The sequence below is a fragment of the Streptococcus taonis genome (genome assembly GCF_029948085.1).
GTDB classification, from domain to species: domain Bacteria; phylum Bacillota; class Bacilli; order Lactobacillales; family Streptococcaceae; genus Streptococcus; species Streptococcus taonis.
On the sequence record NZ_JARZZP010000006.1, the window covers coordinates 67,714 to 87,077 of the forward strand.

At 41.4% G+C, this 19,364-nt stretch carries 23 protein-coding genes; 3 read left to right on the top strand and 20 right to left on the bottom strand.

Annotated features, from left to right (window positions below; genetic code table 11):
• Positions 1-52: 52 nt before the first annotated feature.
• The 15 genes from QEZ38_RS04440 to QEZ38_RS04510 all read right to left on the bottom strand — a co-directional run bounded on the left by QEZ38_RS04440 (position 53) and on the right by QEZ38_RS04510 (position 11,632).
• Positions 53-148, bottom strand: a complete 96-nt coding sequence (locus QEZ38_RS04440; protein ID WP_281335154.1) for a bacteriocin — start codon at positions 146-148, stop codon at positions 53-55.
• A gap of 310 nt (positions 149-458) precedes the next feature.
• On the bottom strand, positions 459-1,226 hold the full coding sequence (locus QEZ38_RS04445; RefSeq protein ID WP_281335155.1) for an acetyl-CoA carboxylase carboxyl transferase subunit alpha: 768 nt from the start codon (positions 1,224-1,226) through the stop codon (positions 459-461).
• The gene (gene accD, locus QEZ38_RS04450; RefSeq protein WP_281335156.1) at positions 1,226-2,089 is read right to left on the bottom strand and encodes an acetyl-CoA carboxylase, carboxyltransferase subunit beta; all 864 of its coding nucleotides are present in this window, start codon (positions 2,087-2,089) and stop codon (positions 1,226-1,228) included. Before accD ends, QEZ38_RS04445 begins: the two co-directional genes overlap by 1 nt.
• Before the next feature lie 34 nt (positions 2,090-2,123).
• A complete protein-coding gene (accC, locus tag QEZ38_RS04455) occupies positions 2,124-3,491 on the bottom strand; it encodes an acetyl-CoA carboxylase biotin carboxylase subunit (protein WP_281335157.1) in 1,368 nt (455 codons plus the stop codon).
• 11 nt (positions 3,492-3,502) lie between these two features.
• Positions 3,503-3,925, bottom strand: a complete 423-nt coding sequence (gene fabZ, locus QEZ38_RS04460) for a 3-hydroxyacyl-ACP dehydratase FabZ (protein ID WP_281335158.1) — start codon at positions 3,923-3,925, stop codon at positions 3,503-3,505.
• The gene (gene accB, locus QEZ38_RS04465) at positions 3,922-4,362 is read right to left on the bottom strand and encodes an acetyl-CoA carboxylase biotin carboxyl carrier protein (RefSeq protein ID WP_153225080.1); all 441 of its coding nucleotides are present in this window, start codon (positions 4,360-4,362) and stop codon (positions 3,922-3,924) included. Before accB ends, fabZ begins: the two co-directional genes overlap by 4 nt.
• Before the next feature lie 2 nt (positions 4,363-4,364).
• The gene (gene fabF / locus QEZ38_RS04470) at positions 4,365-5,600 is read right to left on the bottom strand and encodes a beta-ketoacyl-ACP synthase II (protein ID WP_281335159.1); all 1,236 of its coding nucleotides are present in this window, start codon (positions 5,598-5,600) and stop codon (positions 4,365-4,367) included.
• A 22-nt stretch (positions 5,601-5,622) separates the two neighbouring features.
• Complete coding sequence (gene fabG / locus QEZ38_RS04475) at positions 5,623-6,357, bottom strand: 3-oxoacyl-[acyl-carrier-protein] reductase (RefSeq protein ID WP_281335160.1); 735 nt, start codon at positions 6,355-6,357, stop codon at positions 5,623-5,625.
• A gap of 32 nt (positions 6,358-6,389) precedes the next feature.
• Complete coding sequence (gene fabD, locus QEZ38_RS04480; protein WP_281335161.1) at positions 6,390-7,310, bottom strand: ACP S-malonyltransferase; 921 nt, start codon at positions 7,308-7,310, stop codon at positions 6,390-6,392.
• A complete protein-coding gene (gene fabK, locus QEZ38_RS04485) occupies positions 7,303-8,277 on the bottom strand; it encodes an enoyl-[acyl-carrier-protein] reductase FabK (RefSeq protein WP_281335162.1) in 975 nt (324 codons plus the stop codon). Before fabK ends, fabD begins: the two co-directional genes overlap by 8 nt.
• Positions 8,278-8,393: 116 nt before the next feature.
• On the bottom strand, positions 8,394-8,618 hold the full coding sequence (locus QEZ38_RS04490) for an acyl carrier protein (protein ID WP_000257838.1): 225 nt from the start codon (positions 8,616-8,618) through the stop codon (positions 8,394-8,396).
• Positions 8,619-8,674: 56 nt separating this feature from the next.
• Positions 8,675-9,649, bottom strand: a complete 975-nt coding sequence (locus QEZ38_RS04495) for a beta-ketoacyl-ACP synthase III (protein WP_281335163.1) — start codon at positions 9,647-9,649, stop codon at positions 8,675-8,677.
• Positions 9,649-10,083, bottom strand: a complete 435-nt coding sequence (gene fabT / locus QEZ38_RS04500) for a fatty acid biosynthesis transcriptional regulator FabT (RefSeq protein ID WP_000386343.1) — start codon at positions 10,081-10,083, stop codon at positions 9,649-9,651. Before fabT ends, QEZ38_RS04495 begins: the two co-directional genes overlap by 1 nt.
• Positions 10,084-10,175: 92 nt before the next feature.
• Positions 10,176-10,961 (bottom strand): enoyl-CoA hydratase, encoded by a 786-nt coding sequence (locus tag QEZ38_RS04505; protein ID WP_281335164.1) that lies wholly within the window; start codon positions 10,959-10,961, stop codon positions 10,176-10,178.
• A 110-nt stretch (positions 10,962-11,071) separates the two neighbouring features.
• Positions 11,072-11,632, bottom strand: a complete 561-nt coding sequence (locus tag QEZ38_RS04510) for a hypothetical protein (protein ID WP_281335165.1) — start codon at positions 11,630-11,632, stop codon at positions 11,072-11,074.
• A 156-nt stretch (positions 11,633-11,788) separates the two neighbouring features.
• Here QEZ38_RS04510 and QEZ38_RS04515 point away from each other — a divergent pair, with 156 nt between their 5' ends.
• The 3 genes from QEZ38_RS04515 (at position 11,789) to serS (ending at position 15,015) form a co-directional block, all read left to right on the top strand.
• Positions 11,789-13,153: an aspartate kinase gene (locus QEZ38_RS04515; protein WP_281335166.1), complete on the top strand. Its 1,365-nt coding sequence runs from the start codon at positions 11,789-11,791 to the stop codon at positions 13,151-13,153.
• Positions 13,154-13,155: 2 nt separating this feature from the next.
• Complete coding sequence (locus QEZ38_RS04520; RefSeq protein ID WP_049508922.1) at positions 13,156-13,527, top strand: DUF956 family protein; 372 nt, start codon at positions 13,156-13,158, stop codon at positions 13,525-13,527.
• Between the two features lie 213 nt (positions 13,528-13,740).
• Positions 13,741-15,015: a serine--tRNA ligase gene (gene serS, locus QEZ38_RS04525; RefSeq protein ID WP_281335167.1), complete on the top strand. Its 1,275-nt coding sequence runs from the start codon at positions 13,741-13,743 to the stop codon at positions 15,013-15,015.
• Between the two features lie 204 nt (positions 15,016-15,219).
• On the opposite strand, the gene groL is transcribed toward serS, so the two are convergent.
• From groL to QEZ38_RS04550, 5 genes are all read right to left on the bottom strand, one after another.
• Entirely contained in the window at positions 15,220-16,839 is a 1,620-nt protein-coding gene (gene groL / locus QEZ38_RS04530) for a chaperonin GroEL (RefSeq protein WP_281335168.1), read from the bottom strand.
• A gap of 15 nt (positions 16,840-16,854) precedes the next feature.
• Positions 16,855-17,139, bottom strand: coding sequence for a co-chaperone GroES (gene groES, locus QEZ38_RS04535; protein ID WP_281335169.1), 285 nt, complete (start codon positions 17,137-17,139; stop codon positions 16,855-16,857).
• A 135-nt stretch (positions 17,140-17,274) separates the two neighbouring features.
• On the bottom strand, positions 17,275-17,568 hold the full coding sequence (locus tag QEZ38_RS04540) for a PTS fructose transporter subunit IA (RefSeq protein WP_070460176.1): 294 nt from the start codon (positions 17,566-17,568) through the stop codon (positions 17,275-17,277).
• A 102-nt stretch (positions 17,569-17,670) separates the two neighbouring features.
• A complete protein-coding gene (locus QEZ38_RS04545; protein WP_033586897.1) occupies positions 17,671-18,525 on the bottom strand; it encodes a PTS system mannose/fructose/sorbose family transporter subunit IID in 855 nt (284 codons plus the stop codon).
• Positions 18,509-19,351, bottom strand: coding sequence for a PTS mannose/fructose/sorbose/N-acetylgalactosamine transporter subunit IIC (locus QEZ38_RS04550; RefSeq protein WP_006151610.1), 843 nt, complete (start codon positions 19,349-19,351; stop codon positions 18,509-18,511). Before QEZ38_RS04550 ends, QEZ38_RS04545 begins: the two co-directional genes overlap by 17 nt.
• Positions 19,352-19,364 lie beyond the last annotated feature (13 nt).

Here is a 19,364-nt window from a genome sequence, read left to right on the forward strand (position 1 = left end):
TACGTCTAGTCACATCAGCAAGTATAGTTTTCTGATTTGTTGCTATACTAGGTCAAGTCCAAATTCTTTCATCAAACATCCAAATCATACCACCACCTGAAACTTGCTCTAACTCTTCAAACGAAAGAACTGTAAATGTAGCTGTCAAGTAGCTTCTTAAATGATATGTTTCTAAGCCTATATGTTCATTATACATATTTTTTTGATTATTTTAGCAGTTATTTCCTCAACTGTCAATTCTTAATCCTGAAATGTCTTTTTTATAGCAGCCAAAAAGAGGCTGGGACAAAAGTCCTGGCCTCTCAATTGTCTTTGGATTGTCGAGCAAGACGCAGTGGTTGAGTGGGCTCTACTACGCTGATTTCATCAGCTTTTACAGCCCTACTCAACTGTGCGGAGGTGGGACGACGAAATCGAATTCTAACGAATTACCGATTTCTGTCCCACTCTCTTTCTTTTTAATATTTTCTAAAGCGTTGGAAGCGTTCTTCAATGAGTTGATCTAACGGAAGTTTACCAAGTGCATCGACTTCTGCTTGGAGTTGTTCTTTCACTTGCTTGATCAGTTCTTTACTTGATAGACCCACCTCAGAGATGACCTTATCAACAACTTGCATATCCAACAACTCATACGAGGTGATTTTCATCAACTCAGCTGCTTCCATGGCACGAGTTCCATCTTTCCATAAGATAGAAGCAAATCCTTCAGGACTCAGTACGGCATAGATGGAATTTTCAAGCATCCAAACACGGTCAGCTACTGCAAGTGCAAGAGCTCCACCAGATCCACCTTCACCGATAATAATGGCGATAATGGGCACTTTTAGGTCGCTCATTTCAAAGAGATTACGGGCGATAGCTTCACCTTGTCCACGTTCCTCTGCCCCTACACCTGGATAGGCACCAGCAGTGTTGATAAAGGTAACAACAGGACGACCAAACTTTTCAGCTTGCTTCATCAAACGAAGGGCCTTGCGATAGCCTTCTGGATGGGGTTGTCCAAAGTTACGGTTAAGATTATCTTGTAAACTTTTACCTTTTTGGATTCCAACTACAGTTACTGCTTGGTCTCCTAACCATCCGATACCACCAACCACAGCACCATCATCTCTGAAAGAGCGATCCCCATGTAGCTCCACAAAGTCATCAAAAATTCCTGTTGCGAAGTCCAAGGCAGTTAAGCGGGTTTGTTCACGTGCTTCTCTGACGATTTTCGCTATATTCATCAACAATCCCCCTTATGCAACCTTACTAATCGAGCAATCATATCTGGCAATTCTCGCCGTTTTACAATTGCATCTACAAAGCCATGCTCTAGAAGAAACTCTGCCTTCTGGAAATCCTCTGGTAAGTCTTCCCTTACCGTATTTTCAATCACACGGCGTCCAGCAAAACCAACAAGACTTTGAGGTTCCGCTAAGATGATATCCCCTTCCATAGCAAAGGAAGCTGTAACACCTCCAGTTGTTGGATCCGTAAGGATTGTCAGATAAAAGAGACCTGCATTGGAATGGCGTTTAACAGCTGCAGAGATTTTAGCCATCTGCATCAAACTCATGATTCCTTCTTGCATACGGGCACCACCAGAAGCCGTAAACAAGACGACTGGCAATTTTTCAGCGGTCGCATATTCGAACAAGCGAGTGATTTTTTCACCAACAACTGTCCCCATTGACGCCATAATAAAGTTTGAATCCATGATGCCAAGGGCAACCTTCTCTCCCTTAATCAAAGCTGTTCCTGTTACAACAGCCTCATCAAGACCTGTCTTTTCACGCATCAAAGTTAACTTTTTACGATAGCCTGGAAAATTCAAAGGATCCTGAGTCTCAATCCCTTTAAACATTTCCAAAAACGTACCCATATCAATGGTTAAAGCTAAACGCTCTTGAGCTGAAATACGGAAGGTGTAGCCACAGTGAGGGCATATACGCTCACTCCCCAAGTCCTTTTGGTAAATCGTATATTTGCAACCTGGACATTGGGAGAAGAGTTCATCTGGAACCTCTGGCTTGATCTGAGGTTGATTTACAGTCGAACGATTGGGATTGATTCGAATATATTTATCTTTTTTACTAAATAGAGCCATACATCCCCCTTTTCGGTCTCATAGTCTTTTTACATTATTCTTTTTCTTGATAGTGTGGTAAGAAGGTCTCCATCAAGAAGGAAGTATCGTAATCTCCAGCAATTACTCGACGATCTGAAATCAAATCGAGTTGGAAATCAGCATTGGTGACAACCCCTTCAATTTCGAGTTCATATAGAGCTCGTTGCATTTTCATGAGAGCATCAAAACGATTTTCGCCATGAACAATAATTTTAGCAATCATACTATCATAGTATGGCGGAATGGTATAACCTGGATAAACTGCTGAGTCAACACGCAAGCCAACACCACCACTCGGTAGATAAAGATTGGTAATCTTCCCTGGACTTGGTGCAAAATTAAAGGCTGGGTTTTCCGCATTGATACGGCACTCAATAGCATGTCCTTTTAGAACAATATCTTCTTGTTTCAAGGTCAAAGGTTGACCTGCTGCGATACGGATTTGTTCCTTGACAATATCCACACCAGATACAAATTCAGTTACTGGATGTTCTACTTGGACCCGAGTATTCATTTCCATAAAGTAGAATTTCCCAGTCGCTTCATCTAGTAGGAATTCAATGGTACCAGCATTCTCGTAACCAACAGACTCCGCTGCACGTACTGCCGCTGCACCAATTTCATTACGAAGGGTTTTTCCAATAGCAATCGAAGGACTTTCTTCTAAAACCTTTTGGTTATTCCGTTGAAGCGAACAGTCACGCTCACCTAGGTGAATAACATGACCCATCTGGTCAGCAAGAATCTGTACTTCAATATGGCGAGCAGGATAGATCACACGCTCAAGGTACATCGCTCCATTACCAAAGTTGGCTTTGGCTTCACTAGAGGCTGTTTCAAAGGCTGACACGAGATCTTCTGCTTTTTCAACCTTACGAATCCCTTTTCCACCACCTCCAGCTGAAGCTTTCAGCATAACTGGATAACCAATTTTTTCAGCAATAGCAAGAGCCTCTTCTGCAGTATGAACTTCTCCATCTGAACCCGGAATGACGGGAACATTAGCCTTAATCATTTGAGCACGGGCGTTAATTTTATCTCCCATGATATCCATGACACGAGCTGATGGTCCGATAAATTTGATCCCAACTTCTTCACACATGGTTGCAAATTTGGAATTTTCACTTAAAAATCCAAATCCAGGGTGAATAGCTTCAGCTTCAGTCAATACCGCAGCTGATAGGATGGCATTGATGTTCAGATAAGATTCTGTAGCCTTCCCAGGGCCGATACAGATAGCCTCATCAGCCAAAAGCGTGTGGAGAGCTTCCTTGTCAGCAGTCGAATAGACAGCGACTGTTGCAATTCCTAATTCTCGTGCCGCACGAATAATACGAACAGCAATTTCACCACGATTGGCAATTAAAATCTTACGAAACATGGAAAACCTCCCTAGTTTCCAATAGCAAAGGTTAGAGTACCGATTGCTGCAAGCTTACCATCTACTTCTGCCTTCGCTTCTACTACGGCGATTGTGCCACGACGTTTGACAAAAGTTGCTGTCATGACAAGCTGATCACCAGGAACAACTTGTTTCTTAAATTTCACTTTGTCCATACTAGCATAGAAGACGAGCTTCCCTTTGTTTTCCGGTTTAGATAATTCCAAAACACCTGCTGTTTGTGCCAAGGCTTCCATAATGAGGACTCCTGGCATAACTGGGTATTGAGGGAAATGACCATTGAAGAAAGGTTCATTAATCGTCACATTTTTAATGGCAACAATAGTATCTTCGCTAACTTCTAAGACACGATCCACTAAGAGCATAGGATAGCGGTGAGGCAAAGCTTCTTTAATTTCTTGAATATCAATCATTTGATACGTACCAAGCCTTTCCCAAACTCAACCATTTCTTCATTTTCAACTAAAATTTCTGTTACAACACCATCTTTAGGTGCTGGAATTTCATTCATGATCTTCATGGCTTCGATGATGACCAAGGTTTGGCCTTTTTTAACAGTATCACCGACTGAAACAAAATTAGATTTGTCTGGTCCGGCAGCCAAGTAAGCAACTCCGACAAGTGGACTTTCTACAAGGTCCCCCTCAGCTACAGATTCACTAGCACTTGATTCTGAAACTACTTCTACAGCTGGTGTAGTTTGAGCTTGAGGTGCTGGACTTGCTTCTGCAACAAGTTTCGCTTCATTCTTACTGAAGACCAACTCATCCGTTCCATTTTTATAAGAAAATTCTTTCAAGCTTGACTGGTCAAATTGCGCCATCAAGTCTTTGATTTCATTTAAATTCATCTTTACTTATTCTCCCAACGTTTGAAAACAAGGACTGCATTATGCCCACCAAATCCAAAGGTATTTGAGATAGCATATGGAATTCCACACTCCAATCCCTGTCCATAGATAACGTTCGCTTCGATATAGTCTGATAATTCTTTCGTTCCGGCTGTCATTGGAACATAGCTATGACGAATAGCTTCAATAGTAGCAATGGCTTCAACAGCCCCTGCTGCTCCCAGCAAATGACCTGTGAAGGATTTGGTTGAAGAAACTGGAATATCCTTACCTAGAACAGATACAATGGCACCACTTTCTCCTTTTTCATTGGCAGGAGTCGAGGTTCCATGAGCATTGACATAGGCTACTTGGTCTGGAGAAATCTCAGCTTCTTCCAAGGCTAATTTGATGGCCTTAATAGCTCCTTGACCTTCTGGATGTGGTGAAGTCATATGGTAGGCATCACAAGTATTTCCGTAACCAACAACTTCAGCTAAGATAGTTGCACCGCGTTTTTCTGCGTGCTCTAAGCTTTCAAGAACCAACATACCTGATCCTTCACCCATGACAAATCCATTACGGTCTTTGTCAAATGGAATAGAAGCACGAGATGGATCCTCTGTTGTTGAAAGAGCTGTCAAGGCTTGGAAACCTGCAATGGCAAATGGAGTGATAGAAGCCTCAGAACCACCAACTAGCATAACATCTTGGTAACCAAACTTGATGGAACGAAAGGCATCCCCAATTGCATCATTTGAAGAAGCACAAGCAGTATTGATAGATTTACAAACACCGTTTGCTCCAAAACGCATAGCAACATTTCCTGATGCCATATTTGGTAAAGCTTTTGGAAGTGTCAATGGTTTTACACGTTTTGGTCCCTTATCATGAAGTCGAAGCACTTGATCTTCGATTTCCTTGATTCCACCGATACCTGAAGCAACGATGACACCAAAGCGGTCTCTATCAAGAGTCTCTACATCAAGATTAGCATTGTTCACTGCTTCTTGTGCTGCATATAGTGCATATAAAGAATAAACATCAAAACGGTTGGTATCTTTTTTTACAAAATATTTGTCAAAAGGAAAATCCTGGATTTCTGCCGCATTATGCACCGCAAATTCACTATGATCAAACTTGGTGATTTCACCAATTCCGATTTTTCCAGTTGTCAAACTATTCCAAAATTCTTCTGGTGTATTTCCGATTGGAGATGTCACTCCATAACCTGTCACTACTACTCGATTCAGTTTCATTCTTCTACCTCTATTTTAACTCTTATTGCATGGTTAGTCCACCATCAATTGCAATTACTTGTCCTGTTAGATAATCTTGACTAGCGAGAAAGGCTGCCACATCAGCAACCTGCTCTGCTTGTCCAAACTGTTTCATCGGAATTTGTGCCAACATGGCATCCTTTACTTTATCTGTCAAGACTGCGGTCATATCCGATTCAATCATCCCTGGCGCAATAGCATTTACTCTCACATTACGATTAGCAACCTCACGCGCTACAGACTTGGTAAAACCAATCAATCCTGCCTTAGAAGCAGCGTAGTTTGCTTGACCGATATTTCCCATCAAACCAACGACACTAGACATATTGATGATAGCACCTTCGCGAGCTTTTATCATCGGTTTTAAGACTGATTGTGTCATATTGAAGGCACCTGTCAAATTGACTTTTAAAACCTTCTCAAAATCTTCTTCTGTCATCTTAAGCATGAGAGTGTCTTGAGTAATCCCAGCATTATTAACGAGGACATCAACTGAACCCAGCTCTTCAATGGCTTGGTCCACCATACGCTTTGCGTCCGCAAAATTAGAAACGTCACCAGAAATAGCAAGGACCTTCACTCCGTATAGTTTAAATTCGGCTAGAAGCTCCTCGGAGATTTCACCACGACTATTCAAGACAACATTGGCTCCCAAGCTGGCAAATTTATGAGCAATGGCAAGACCAATTCCTCGACTTGAGCCTGTGATAAAGACATTTTTATTTTCTAGTTTCATGTTTCTCCTTTCAAAACTTCTACCATTTTGGTCTAATTTTCTAAGAGTGCTTGTAAACTTGCTTGATCTTCCACATTTGCAAGTTGAGCAGTTTTATCAATCTTTTTGACGAATCCTGACAAAACTTTACCAGGTCCAATCTCGATAAAACGATTCACACCAGCTTCTTGCATAAGAGCAATACTTTCATAAAAACGCACCGGTTCCTTAACTTGACGAGTTAAGAGTTCTGCAATGCGTTCTTTTTCCACGACCTTTGCTTCTGTATTGCCAACAAGTGGACAAGCAAAGTCAGAAAACTCAATCTCTGTCAAGGCTTGAGCTAATTTCTGACTAGCAGGTTCCAATAAGGCTGTATGGAAAGGTCCAGAAACATTGAGCGGAATCAAACGTTTTGCTCCTGCTTCTTGCAAGAGTTCAACTGCACGATCTACTGCAACTACTTCGCCACCAATAACGATTTGATTGGGAGTATTATAGTTAGCTGGCGTCACGACACCAAGTTGAGAAGCTTCTTGACAAGCTTGTTCGATAACTTCAACTGGTGTATTAAGCACAGCTACCATTTCCCCTGATCCTGCTGGTGCTGCTTCTTCCATATAAGACCCACGTTTAGCAACTAGAACTACTGCATCTTCAAAATCCAAGGCACCACTAGCTACAAGGGCAGAGTATTCTCCAAGAGACAAACCTGCCACTATATCTGGTTGGTAACCTTTTTCCTTTAGTAGTCGGTAAATAGCAACGGATGTAGCTAAAATAGCTGGTTGCGTGTAACGAGTCTGATGTAGCTTCGTTTCATCGTTATCAATCAAGTCACGAAGGTCATAACCTAAGACTTGGCTAGCTTGGTCGATTGTTTCCTTGACGATACCATATTGGTCGTATAGCTCACGTCCCATTCCAAGGTACTGGGCTCCTTGACCTGCAAATAGAAAGGCTGTTTTAGTCATTTCTTGTAACTCCTGCCCAACGAGCAGCTTCTGCTTGAATCTTTTCAGCTGCACCGTAGTAAATATCTTTTAAGATTTCTTCAACAGTTTCTTCTTTAGATACCAAACCTGCAATCTGGCCGGCCATCACTGAACCGCCATCCACATCCCCATGGACAACAGCTTTAACTAAGGCTCCAGCGCCCATTTGTTCAAATATTTCTAAATCTGGATTTTCTTGTTTAAAGGCATCTTTTTCAGCTTGCTCGAAATCACGAGTCAATTTGTTTTTAATGGCACGAACTGCGTGTCCAAAATGTTGTGCCGAAATCGTTGTATCAATATCACGAGCTTTTAAAATTTTAGCTTTATAGTTAGGATGGGCATTTGATTCTTTAGCTACCACAAAACGAGTTCCTACTTGCACAGCTTCTGCACCGAGCATAAAGCCAGCAGCGGCTCCCTCACCGTCTGCAATGCCTCCAGCTGCAATAACAGGGATAGAAACAACAGCTGCAACTTGACGAACCAAGGTCATAGTTGTTAGTTTACCGATGTGTCCACCTGCTTCCATACCTTCTGCAATAACAGCATCTGCACCGATTTTTTCCATCCGTTTAGCCAAAGCTACGCTAGGAACTACAGGAATAACGGTGATTCCTGCTTCATGAAATCGATCCATATATTTACTTGGGTTTCCTGCACCAGTTGTGACTACCTTAACCCCTTCTTCAATGACGAGGTCAACAATATCATCAACAAATGGAGACAGAAGCATAATGTTGACACCAAAAGGCTTATCTGTTAAAGATTTAATCTTATCGATATTAGCTTTAACCACTTCTTTAGGAGCATTTCCTCCACCGATGATACCTAGACCACCTGCTTTTGAAACAGCTCCAGCAAGGTCACCATCTGCAACCCAGGCCATTCCCCCTTGAAAGATAGGATATTTAATGTTCAATAATTCTGTAATACGTGTTTTCATAGTGCCTCCATGAGTCTTGCTTAGGTAATAGTTCGACCACATTATACTTTGACTGTCAAACTATTACCTGAACAAGAGGGAGCGGGTTCCCCCTACTCCTTCTTCATTTATTTTAATTATTTTGTTTGCTCTTCAACGTAGGCAACCAAGTCACCAACTGTTTTCAAGTCATCTTCTGCTTCGATTTGGATATCAAAAGCATCTTCGATTTCTGAGATCACTTGGAACAAGTCCAATGAATCTGCATCCAAATCATCAAAAGTAGATTCAAGTGTTACTTCTGATGCATCTTTTCCAAGTTCTTCAACGATAATTTCTTGTACTTTTTCAAATACTGCCATGATAGACTCCTTTAAAATAAATAGTTTTTATAACAATGTGTTCACCACATGATTACCTAAATTGTAACAATAAGCGTGCCCCATGTCAAACCTCCACCGAAGCCTGACAAGAGAATTTTTTGGCTACCATCCAAACGAATGAGCCCTTCCTCTACACACTCTGAAAGTAGGATCGGAATACTTGCCGCACTGGTATTTCCATACTTGGTCATATTTGCGGGAAGCTTATCACGATCTACACCGATCTTTCTAGCCATTTTATCTAGAATGCGGATATTAGCTTGGTGAAGCAGGAGATAATCTAGTTCTTCTGCCGACAGAGGACTCTCTTCTATGGTATTTTTTATAGACTTAGCAACATCTCGAATTGCAAAATCAAAAACTGCTCGGCCATCCATTTTCAAGAAAGCATCTGGATTTTCTTGAACTGAAAATGGTGACGTCAAGCCTGTCTGCCCATAGGTCAAGCACTCACTACGTGAACCGTCGCTATTGAGACTCTCCGCTAGGAAATGTTGCTTATCGCTTGCTTCTAACAAGACGCCACCAGCTCCATCTCCAAATAGGACAGCGGTTGAACGATCCGTCCAGTCCAAGGTTTTGGACATAGTTTCACTACCGATGACCAAGCCCTTGCCAAATCGTCCAGATGATATGAATTTCTCAGCAGTTGAAAGGGCAAAGGTGAAACCACTACAAGCGGCGGTTAGATCAAATGCAAAGGCCTTACGAGCACCTATACGAGCCTGTACACGTGCTGCAGTAGAAGGCATCATTGAGTCAGGTGTCATCGTAGCTAGGATGATGAAATCCAACTCTTCAGCAGAAATCCCTGACTTCTCTAGGAGTTGTTTTGCAACTGCCGTTGCCAAATCTCCTGTTGATTCTGTCTTAGAAATGCGACGTTCCTTAATCCCAGTTCGACTTGAAATCCATTCATCACTCGTATCCATAACCTGAGCTAAATCCTCATTTGTGACAATCTGCTCTGGAACATAATGAGCAACCTGGCTTATTTTCGCAAAAGCCATTATTTCAAATCCTCCAAAAATTGATAAAGATTGGTCAAACCTTTACTCATGACGTCCATTTCCTCTGGGCTCATGCCTTCGATAATTCTTTCGACCATGGCCTTGTGGAAACGTTTATGGAGACGATGTACGAGTCGACCTTTCTTGGTCAAATGCAGATGTACTACACGACGATCCTGATCTGAACGTAAACGTTCGATGTAACCTTTTCGTTCCAAGTTGTTCAAGCTAGTTGTCACTGTTCCTAGAGTTACCATCAACTCTTTGGACACTTGACTTGGTGTCACATCTGGAAACTTACCAATCACATCAATCGTGTGCATTTCCTTGATAGAGATGTCCTTGAAACGACTACCTCGCAAACTCACTTCCTCAATCACCAGGACGTTATTAAAAATAGATGTTAAATAGTCATTGATCCGTTGGTAGTCCAATTCTTTTCCCTCCCTCATCAAAAAAAGTTTAACTATCAAAACATTTGACAAAAAAAGTATATCAAACTTCAAAGAATTGCGCAAGTATTTTCTTATTTCCCCAAAAATTTTGGACGTCTTCTTTCAGAATGTGCACGAACACCTTCCTTAAAATCTTCGGTATAAGATAGAGTTTCCTGTAGCTCCAGTTCCAATTTTGCATATTCATGCCACTGCTTAAACTCGCTCTCCCAGACCAATTTCTTAATGGCTGCGTAAGAGTTAGTAGAGCCTCTTCTCAACTTCTTCAACAGTTGCTCTCTTGTCTTTTCCAGTTGCTCACTAGCACACAGACGATAGACAGCTCCTGCTTCTAAAGCCTTCTCAGCTGTAAAAGCTTCACCGGTCATAGCAAGTTGCGTTGCCCGAGTCGCTCCTAGCGATCGTGTCAGCAAGAATAAACCACCCGCATCAGGAGCCAAGCCCACGCCTACAAAGGCTTGAATAAATTTAGCCTTGTCCGATGCAATACAGAAATCAACAGCCAAGGCCATATTGGCAGCTGCACCAGCAACTGCTCCGTCTACTTCCATGATGACAGGCTTAGGAATTTGCTTCAATTTATAAGAAATGGCATTGACTAATTCTGCAATCTGAGCCAAGGATGCAATATCATCCTCATCGACAGCTCGTTTCATCTCTACCAAGTCCCCTCCGACAGAAAAAACTTTGCCTCTTGCATTGATGAGAATATAGGAAACAGCACTATCTTTTTCAGCTAATTCTAAGGCTTCTAAAATTTCCTGACACATAGGAATATGAAAACCATTTGCCACCTCGGGACGATTCAGAGTAAGTATCGCTAGATCGTCCTGAACTTGATAGATAATATGATCCATAGCCACTCCTTTCAAATTACAATGATGTTTAAATTATTTTATTTTCAAATTATATCTTTTTCTGGCTTTTAAAACAAGAGAAAAATCGACCGAAAGTGTATCGGCCGATTTTAAAACCTTAGTTTGGTCTCTAAAAATGAAGGAAAACCAGTACTTGCATCATCTTTGAAATCATAAATGACTTCAAGCATCCGCCCTCCTTCTCTTTGATAGAGTTGTTCTTGATTGGAGCCTTTATGGTAGAATTCTCCTGAAACCATGTAAAAAACACGATTTGGATCTTCAAGGTAGGCAAAAAGATTTCCTGTAAAAGGAGCTTCGTTATCCCCGTCCTTGGTGACCAGACTTGTAGCTAAGAGTTTCGTGATTCCTCTAAATTGTCCACTCTCATCTGTTCGACAGTAAAACTTGACTCTAGCTTCATAGTTAGGATTGACGATAATCTTTTCAGAGAGAATTCGATAAGTCCTTGCCTTACTATCTGACAAACCGATAGACAAGAGAATTTTAGCCCTCTCAACTGAAATCTGACCTTCCTGAGCATATTCCATCGCTAATTCTTCTCCGGTCAAACGACCACTGGGAAGAGGTTGAGAACTTGCTCTGATATTTGTAGGAATCATCACGAAGGTAAGGACTAGTAAGATTAAACAAACTACTCTTTTAATCATCTTGCTCAACTCCTTTCATAAGAAGAGTTTTCCCCTACACCTTTATTATAAGCTTTCCTGATGAGACATTCAAACAATTATATAGGAAATTTTCCAGATTGAAAAAAGCCCCTCTTTCTGCTATAATCGTATAAAATACTTACTTTAGGAGTTCTTATGAAGGTTGTTAAATTTGGTGGAAGCTCGCTTGCCTCTGCTAGTCAGTTAGAAAAAGTTTTAAATATTGTCAAAAGTGACCCAGAACGTCGTTTTGTGGTTGTATCTGCCCCTGGTAAACGCAATTCTGAAGATACCAAGGTGACAGATGCCTTGATTAAATACTACCGCGACTATGTAGCTGGAAATGACATTAGCAAAAGCCAAAACTGGATTATTGATCGCTATGCTGCTATGGTTAGCGAATTAGGTCTTAAACCAGCCGTTTTAGATAAAATTTCAAAAAGCATCCGTGCTCTTGCAACTCTTCCAATTGAAGATAATAAGTTTCTTTACGATACCTTCCTTGCTGCAGGGGAAAACAACAATGCCAAATTGATTGCAGCCTACTTTAACCAAAATGGCTTGGAGGCGCGTTATGTTCATCCTAGAGAAGCTGGTATCGTCGTTACGAGCGAACCTGGAAATGCACGTATCATCCCATCAAGTTACGATAAAATCGAGGAATTGACAAATTCAACTGAAGTTCTTGTTATCCCTGGTTTCTTCGGTGTTACGAAAGAAGATCAAATTTGTACCTTCTCACGTGGGGGTTCAGATATCACTGGTTCTATCATTGCTGCTGGTGTCAAGGCTGACCTCTATGAAAACTTTACGGATGTAGATGGAATCTTTGCAGCCCACCCTGGTATTATCCATAAGCCACACTCTATCCCTGAATTGACCTACCGTGAAATGCGTGAATTGGCTTATGCAGGTTTCTCTGTCCTTCATGACGAAGCCCTTCTTCCTGCCTACCGTGGGAAAATTCCTCTTGTCATTAAAAATACCAACAATCCAGACCACCTAGGTACTCGCATTGTGCTACAACATAGCAGCGACAAATTCCCAGTTGTTGGGATCGCTGGTGATTCTGGCTTTGTCAGCATTAATATGTCTAAGTATCTGATGAACCGCGAGATCGGTTTTGGTCGCAAAGTTCTTCAGATCCTTGAGGACCTTAATATTGGTTGGGAACACATGCCAACTGGTATCGATGACCTGTCTATCATCTTACGTTCACGAGAATTGACTCCAATCAAGGAAGAAGAAATCCTTCGTCAATTAGTTCAAAAAGCAGAGGTAGACCACGCTGAAATCGAACACGACCTCTCTATCATTATGATTGTTGGGGAAAAAATGAAGCGTCATATCGGGGTAACTGCTACAGCCACTCGTGCCTTATCTGAGAACAACATCAACATCCAAATGATGTCACAAGGCTCTAGTGAAGTTTCTATCATGTTTGTTGTCCATAAAGATCAAGAAAAAGCCGCCCTTAAAGCTCTCTACCAAGCATTTTTCGGTGAAAATAAGGAAGACTAAACATGGCACAATCCCTCAACAAGGTCGTCGACTTGCAAACAACTGGAACTTCCTATCTCTCCATTACAGGAAAGGTTGGAAAATTTCTGGTTGGAGATCATGCGCTAGAATTTTACGCAGATCGAAATGTCGAGGACTATATTCAAATTCCATGGTCCAGCATTAATCAAATCGGAGCCAATGTTTCAGGCCGCAAGGTTAGTCGTCATTTTGAAATCTTTACAGATCAAGGAAAATTTCTCTTCGCCTCAAAAGACTCTGGAAAAATTCTTAAAATAGCTCGTGAAAAACTGGGAAATGACAAGGTAGTCAAACTTCCTACCTTAGTCCAAATCATTGGTCGAAAAATTAAAAATCTATTTGCAAAAAAATAGAAAGTTTAGTATAATCATAGAAACGGATAAGTAGGTTACTTCCTTCTTTCAGAAAGTCTGCGGGTGCTGCGAGCAGATAGAAGATTTAATTGAAATTCTACCGTTGTTTTAAATCAAATACAGAATCAAGTGCACACCTGTGAAGTTGGATGGAACCGTGGCCCTGCCACTCCAACGCTTTGTCGGGTGTGCTTTTTTCATAAAGGAGTTTATATGTTAGATATCAAACGTATTCGTACAGACTTTGATGCTGTCGCAGAAAAACTAGCTACACGTGGTGTAGATGCTGCTATCTTGAACGAGATGAAAGAAATCGATGCCAAACGACGTGACATCTTGGTTAAAGTTGAAACTCTCAAGGCTGAACGTAACACAGTTTCTGCTGAGATTGCCCAAGCTAAACGTAACAAGGAAAATGCAGACGACAAGATTGCAGCTATGCAAACCCTCTCTGCCGAGGTAAAAGCTCTTGATGCAGAATTGGCTGAAATCGATGCGAAATTGACTGAATTTACTACTACACTTCCAAATATCCCAGCTGATAGTGTCCCTATTGGTGCTGACGAGGATGATAACGTAGAAGTTCGCCGTTGGGGAACTCCTCGCGAGTTCGACTTTGAACCAAAAGCCCACTGGGATCTAGGTGAAGATCTTGGTATTCTTGACTGGGAACGTGGTGGAAAGGTAACTGGAGCGCGCTTCCTCTTCTATAAAGGACTTGGGGCTCGTTTGGAACGTGCTATCTACAACTTCATGTTGGATGAGCATGGAAAAGAAGGTTACACTGAAGTCATCACACCTTATATGGTTAACCATGATTCTATGTTTGGTACAGGACAATATCCAAAATTCAAAGAAGATACATTTGAATTGAAAGATACGAACTACGTCCTCATTCCTACAGCTGAAGTTCCTCTGACCAACTACTACCGTGATGAAATTCTTGATGGAAAAGACTTGCCAATCTACTTTACTGCTATGAGCCCATCATTCCGTTCTGAAGCTGGTTCAGCTGGTCGTGATACTCGCGGTTTGATTCGTTTACACCAATTCCACAAGGTAGAAATGGTGAAATTTGCCAAACCTGAAGAGTCATACGAAGAACTAGAAAAGATGACAGCCAACGCTGAAAACATCCTTCAAAAACTCAACCTTCCATATCGCGTAGTTGCTCTTTCTACAGGAGACATGGGCTTCTCAGCTGCTAAGACTTATGACTTGGAAGTATGGATCCCTGCGCAAAATACCTACCGTGAAATCTCAAGCTGTTCAAATACAGAAGATTTCCAAGCTCGTCGTGCCCAAATCCGTTACCGTGATGAAGCCGATGGTAAGGTTAAACTTCTTCATACTTTGAATGGTTCTGGACTTGCTGTTGGACGTACAGTCGCTGCTATCCTTGAAAACTATCAAAACGAAGATGGTTCTGTGACCATTCCAGAAGTACTTCGTTCATACATGGGTGGAGCTGAAGTTATCAAACCATAATTAAATAAATGTAAAAAGAGGAGGCTGATACTCAATGAAAATCAAAGAGCAAACTAGGAAGCTAGCCGCAAGCTGTACTTGAGTACGGTAAGGCGACGCTGACGTGGTTTGAATTTGATTTTCGAAGAGTATGAGCTTCCTCTTTTTGAGTAATTCAAAAAAACAGGTAGAAAATTCTCATTTCTACCTGTTTTTATTTATTTCTTAGTAGCCACCCATCATAGATGGATCCATAGCTGGCGCTGGTGCAGCTGGTTCTGGTTTGTTAGCTACGACTGCTTCTGTCGTTAGAATCAAACTTGCTACTGAAGCTGCGTTCTGAAGGGCTGAACGACTAACCTTAACAGGATCGATAATTCCTGCTTCAATCATGTTGACCCATTCACCTGTTGCAGCATTGAAGCCTGTTCCAAGCTCTGCATTTTTCAAACGATCAATAACAATTGAACCTTCATAACCTGCATTGTAAGCGATTTGACGTACAGGTTCTTCCAAGGCACGAAGAACAATGTTGCGTCCTGTTGCTTCATCACCTTCTAACTCCAAGGCCGCAACAGCAGAGATAACATTGACAAGGGCAGTACCACCACCTGCAACGATACCTTCTTCAACGGCTGCACGAGTCGCATTGAGGGCATCTTCGATACGGAGTTTCATTTCTTTCAACTCAGTTTCAGTCGCAGCTCCGACCTTGATAACTGCAACTCCACCTGACAACTTAGCCAAGCGTTCTTGGAATTTTTCACGGTCAAATTCTGAAGTTGTTGTTTCAATTTGTGATTTGATGACAGCAACACGGTTAGCAATTGCTTCAGGATTACCTGCACCTTCTACGATAACAGTACTATCTTTATCAACAGACACTTTAGCTGCTTGACCAAGCGCTTCGATAGTAGCATCTTTCAATTCAAGACCAAGATCTTCTGTAATAACAGTTCCGCCTGTCAAAATCGCGATGTCTTCCAACATAGCCTTGCGTCGATCACCAAATCCTGGTGCCTTAACAGCAACTACGTTGAAGGTTCCACGAATCTTGTTCAAAACAAGAGTTGGAAGAGCTTCACCGTCAACATCGTCTGCAATAATCAAGAGTGGACGACTGCTTTGAAGGATGCTTTCTAGTAGTGGCAAGATTTCTTGGATATTTGAAATCTTCTTATCTGTAATCAAAATGTACGGATTTTCAAGGTCTGCAACCATTTTTTCATTGTCAGTAACCATGTACTGAGATAGATAACCACGGTCAAATTGCATTCCTTCTACAACTTCAAGCTCTGTTTCCATCCCACGTGATTCTTCAATGGTGATAACTCCGTCTTTACCAACTTTTTCCATGGCTTCAGAGATGTATTCACCAACTTTTTCAGAACGAGATGAAACGGCGGCAACCTGCGCAATCGCTTCTTTGTTAGCAACAGGAATGGCATTGTTCTTCAAGGCATCTACAGCAGTTACAACCGCTGCTTCAATCCCTCGTCGTATACCAATTGGGTTTGCTCCTGCTGTAACGTTTTTGATTCCTTCACGAACGATCGCCTGTGTCAAGACTGTTGCAGTAGTTGTCCCGTCACCAGCGATATCATTCGTCTTAGAAGCTACTTCTGATACCAATTTGGCACCCATATTTTCAAAATGGTCTTCCAATTCGATTTCTTTAGCGATTGTTACACCATCATTGGTAATCAATGGAGAACCAAATGATTTTTCAAGCACAACGTTACGACCTTTAGGTCCCAAAGTTACTTTAACAGTATCTGCTAGAATATCAACGCCACGAACCATTGCTGAACGAGCATCTGATGAAAATTTAATGTCTTTTGCCATACTTACTTTCTCCTATTATTCTTCAACGATTGCCAAGATACTAGATTCACCCACGATGAGGTATTTTTCATCCCCATCTTTAACATCAATACCTGCATGAGCTTCAACTAAAACATGATCTCCAGCTTTTACACTTGGAGAGACTAACTCACCGCTCAAGGTACGAACACCTTGTCCAGTAGCCACTACTATAGCTGTTTTCGTTTCTTCTTGGGCTGATTTTGCGAGGACAAAGCCTCCAACAGTTTGTTCTTTTTCTTCAATTTTCAAGACCACACGGTCTCCTAATGGTTTCAACATCTGTTTTCCTCCATAATACAATCATATTATTAGCACTCTTTACACACGAGTGCTAAACCATAGTTCTATTGTATCACTTAGTCAGAAATAGTCAAGAAAAAAACACCTCAAAATGAATGAGATGTTCCTTAAAGATCACTTTAGAATTATTAACTTTCGATTAAAATCATCGACGACTTTTTGGAGATTGATCCGTCCTCGATAGATACCATATCCAAAAACCACCATTCCCAATATTCCAACCAAGGCAAGTAAAATTCCGAAAAGTAAGAGTGGGAGGAAGCTTTTATGAAAGAGATAAATCAAGACCATACCTACACTGGCAATGATAAAGAGTAAGCTAAACCAACGGCCAAGATTTTCAATCATGTGACGTTGATACTTAATTTCTGTTTCATATCCATTAACAAGTTCTTGTTTTGTAACCATGAGTATCCTCCTGACAAAAATTGAGAATGAAGTGTAAGAGAAGGAGGTTAGTCTACTTCATTCTCAAAATTCTCTACTAGTAAATATGTGCTTTTCTTGAGCTTAGTAATTAAGATGTGGGTCAAAGATACCTAGAGCAACACCGACCAAAGCGACAACAACTAGAAGCAACATAACTTTGTTTGGTGAAACTTTTTTCTTAGACATTAACCACCAGCAAATAGTGATGAAAGTTGCTGTCAAGAGACCTGGATAAACACCATCAATCTTTTCTTGGATATTTAAGAAGACTTTTCCTTCAGAATTCTCGAATTGAAGAGCTGTTGTAACAGATACCCAAGTTGCTGCTACCGCACCGATAACCATACCGCCGACAACGCTGATTGCTTTACGAAGTGCTTGTCCTTTTGGTCCTACTAGGAATTCAACGGCTTTATCCCCTAATTGATACCCTTTAAAGAAGGCAAAGCGCATACCAAAGTATACTAAGAGGTTCCATACGACGATGTAGAAGATAGCACCAGCGATGTTACCACCTTTAGAGAGACCAAGGGCAATCCCCAAAAGAACTGGAATCAAGGTCCCAACGACCAAAGAGTCACCGATACCAGCGATTGGACCCATCAAACCGGCACGCATACCATTTATGGTTTCACCATCCACTGCATCTCCGTTTGCGCGCGCTTCTTCCAAACCAGCTGTAATCCCTACAACGAGAGAGCCAAGTTGTGGTTCAGTATTGAAGAAGGCAGTATAGGTTTGCATAGCATCTTTTTGTTCTTCTTTTGTATCATACATTTCTTCTACGATTGGAAGCATAGAAGTCAAGTACCCAAAGGTTTGCATGTGTTCTTGAGAGAAACAAGTCAAATGACCATAATACCAATGATGAAATGCTTTTGCTAATGTTTTCTTTGAAATTTTCTTTCTATCAGCCATTTTAAATATCCTCCTCATCATCGTCTACGTAAACAACCCCAGCTGGAGCAGCTTTCATAGATTTGATTACTTCAAGTTCATAGTAGATTACTGCAAAGATCAATGAAACAACTGCACTCGCTACCAAGTTCAATCCTAGAGATTTAGCCAAGGTAAATCCAACAAAGAATGGAATGAAGTCAGTTGCTTTTGTAACAATTTGTTTCAACAAGATAGCAATACCGACACATGGGAGAAGGGCTCCAACTGTAAAGAGGGCTTTCATCCAGAAACCATCCATAGGAAGGTAAAGTTTCATCAAATCAACCATGTTTTCACCATATTTGGTGATAATCATAGTTGGAAGGAAAGAGAAGAGGAAGTGAGAGATCCAAGGATAAACCCAGTCAACTGCGTAGAGTTTTTTGAAGTTTCCTTCTTCAACGGCTTTCCAACCAATGTGTTGCCAAAGCAAGTTCATTGTAGCTGTACCGTAGAAAAGAACAGTACCGATTGTCCCAACGGCTGCACCGATTGGGGCTGCAGCTGCTGCAATTCCAGCTTCGTCTGTGATGTGATTTGCATGCACAAACAAGATAGCAAGAGGAACACCGATATAAGAGATTGCACGAACATCAGCAGATACGGTTCCACCAGGTGTTACCAAGGCGATATAAACGACTTGAAGGGCAACCCCGACCATAATACCGGTTGTCACATCTCCAAGAATTAAACCTGAGATCAACCCACCGATCAAGGGACGACCGAGTGTATAGTTCCCGATACTGGAACCTCCCATACCAGGCATTGAAGACAAGCTGGCGAAAACTGCAAGCAAGATTGCTTGAATCCATGAAATTGTCATAACAAACGCTCCT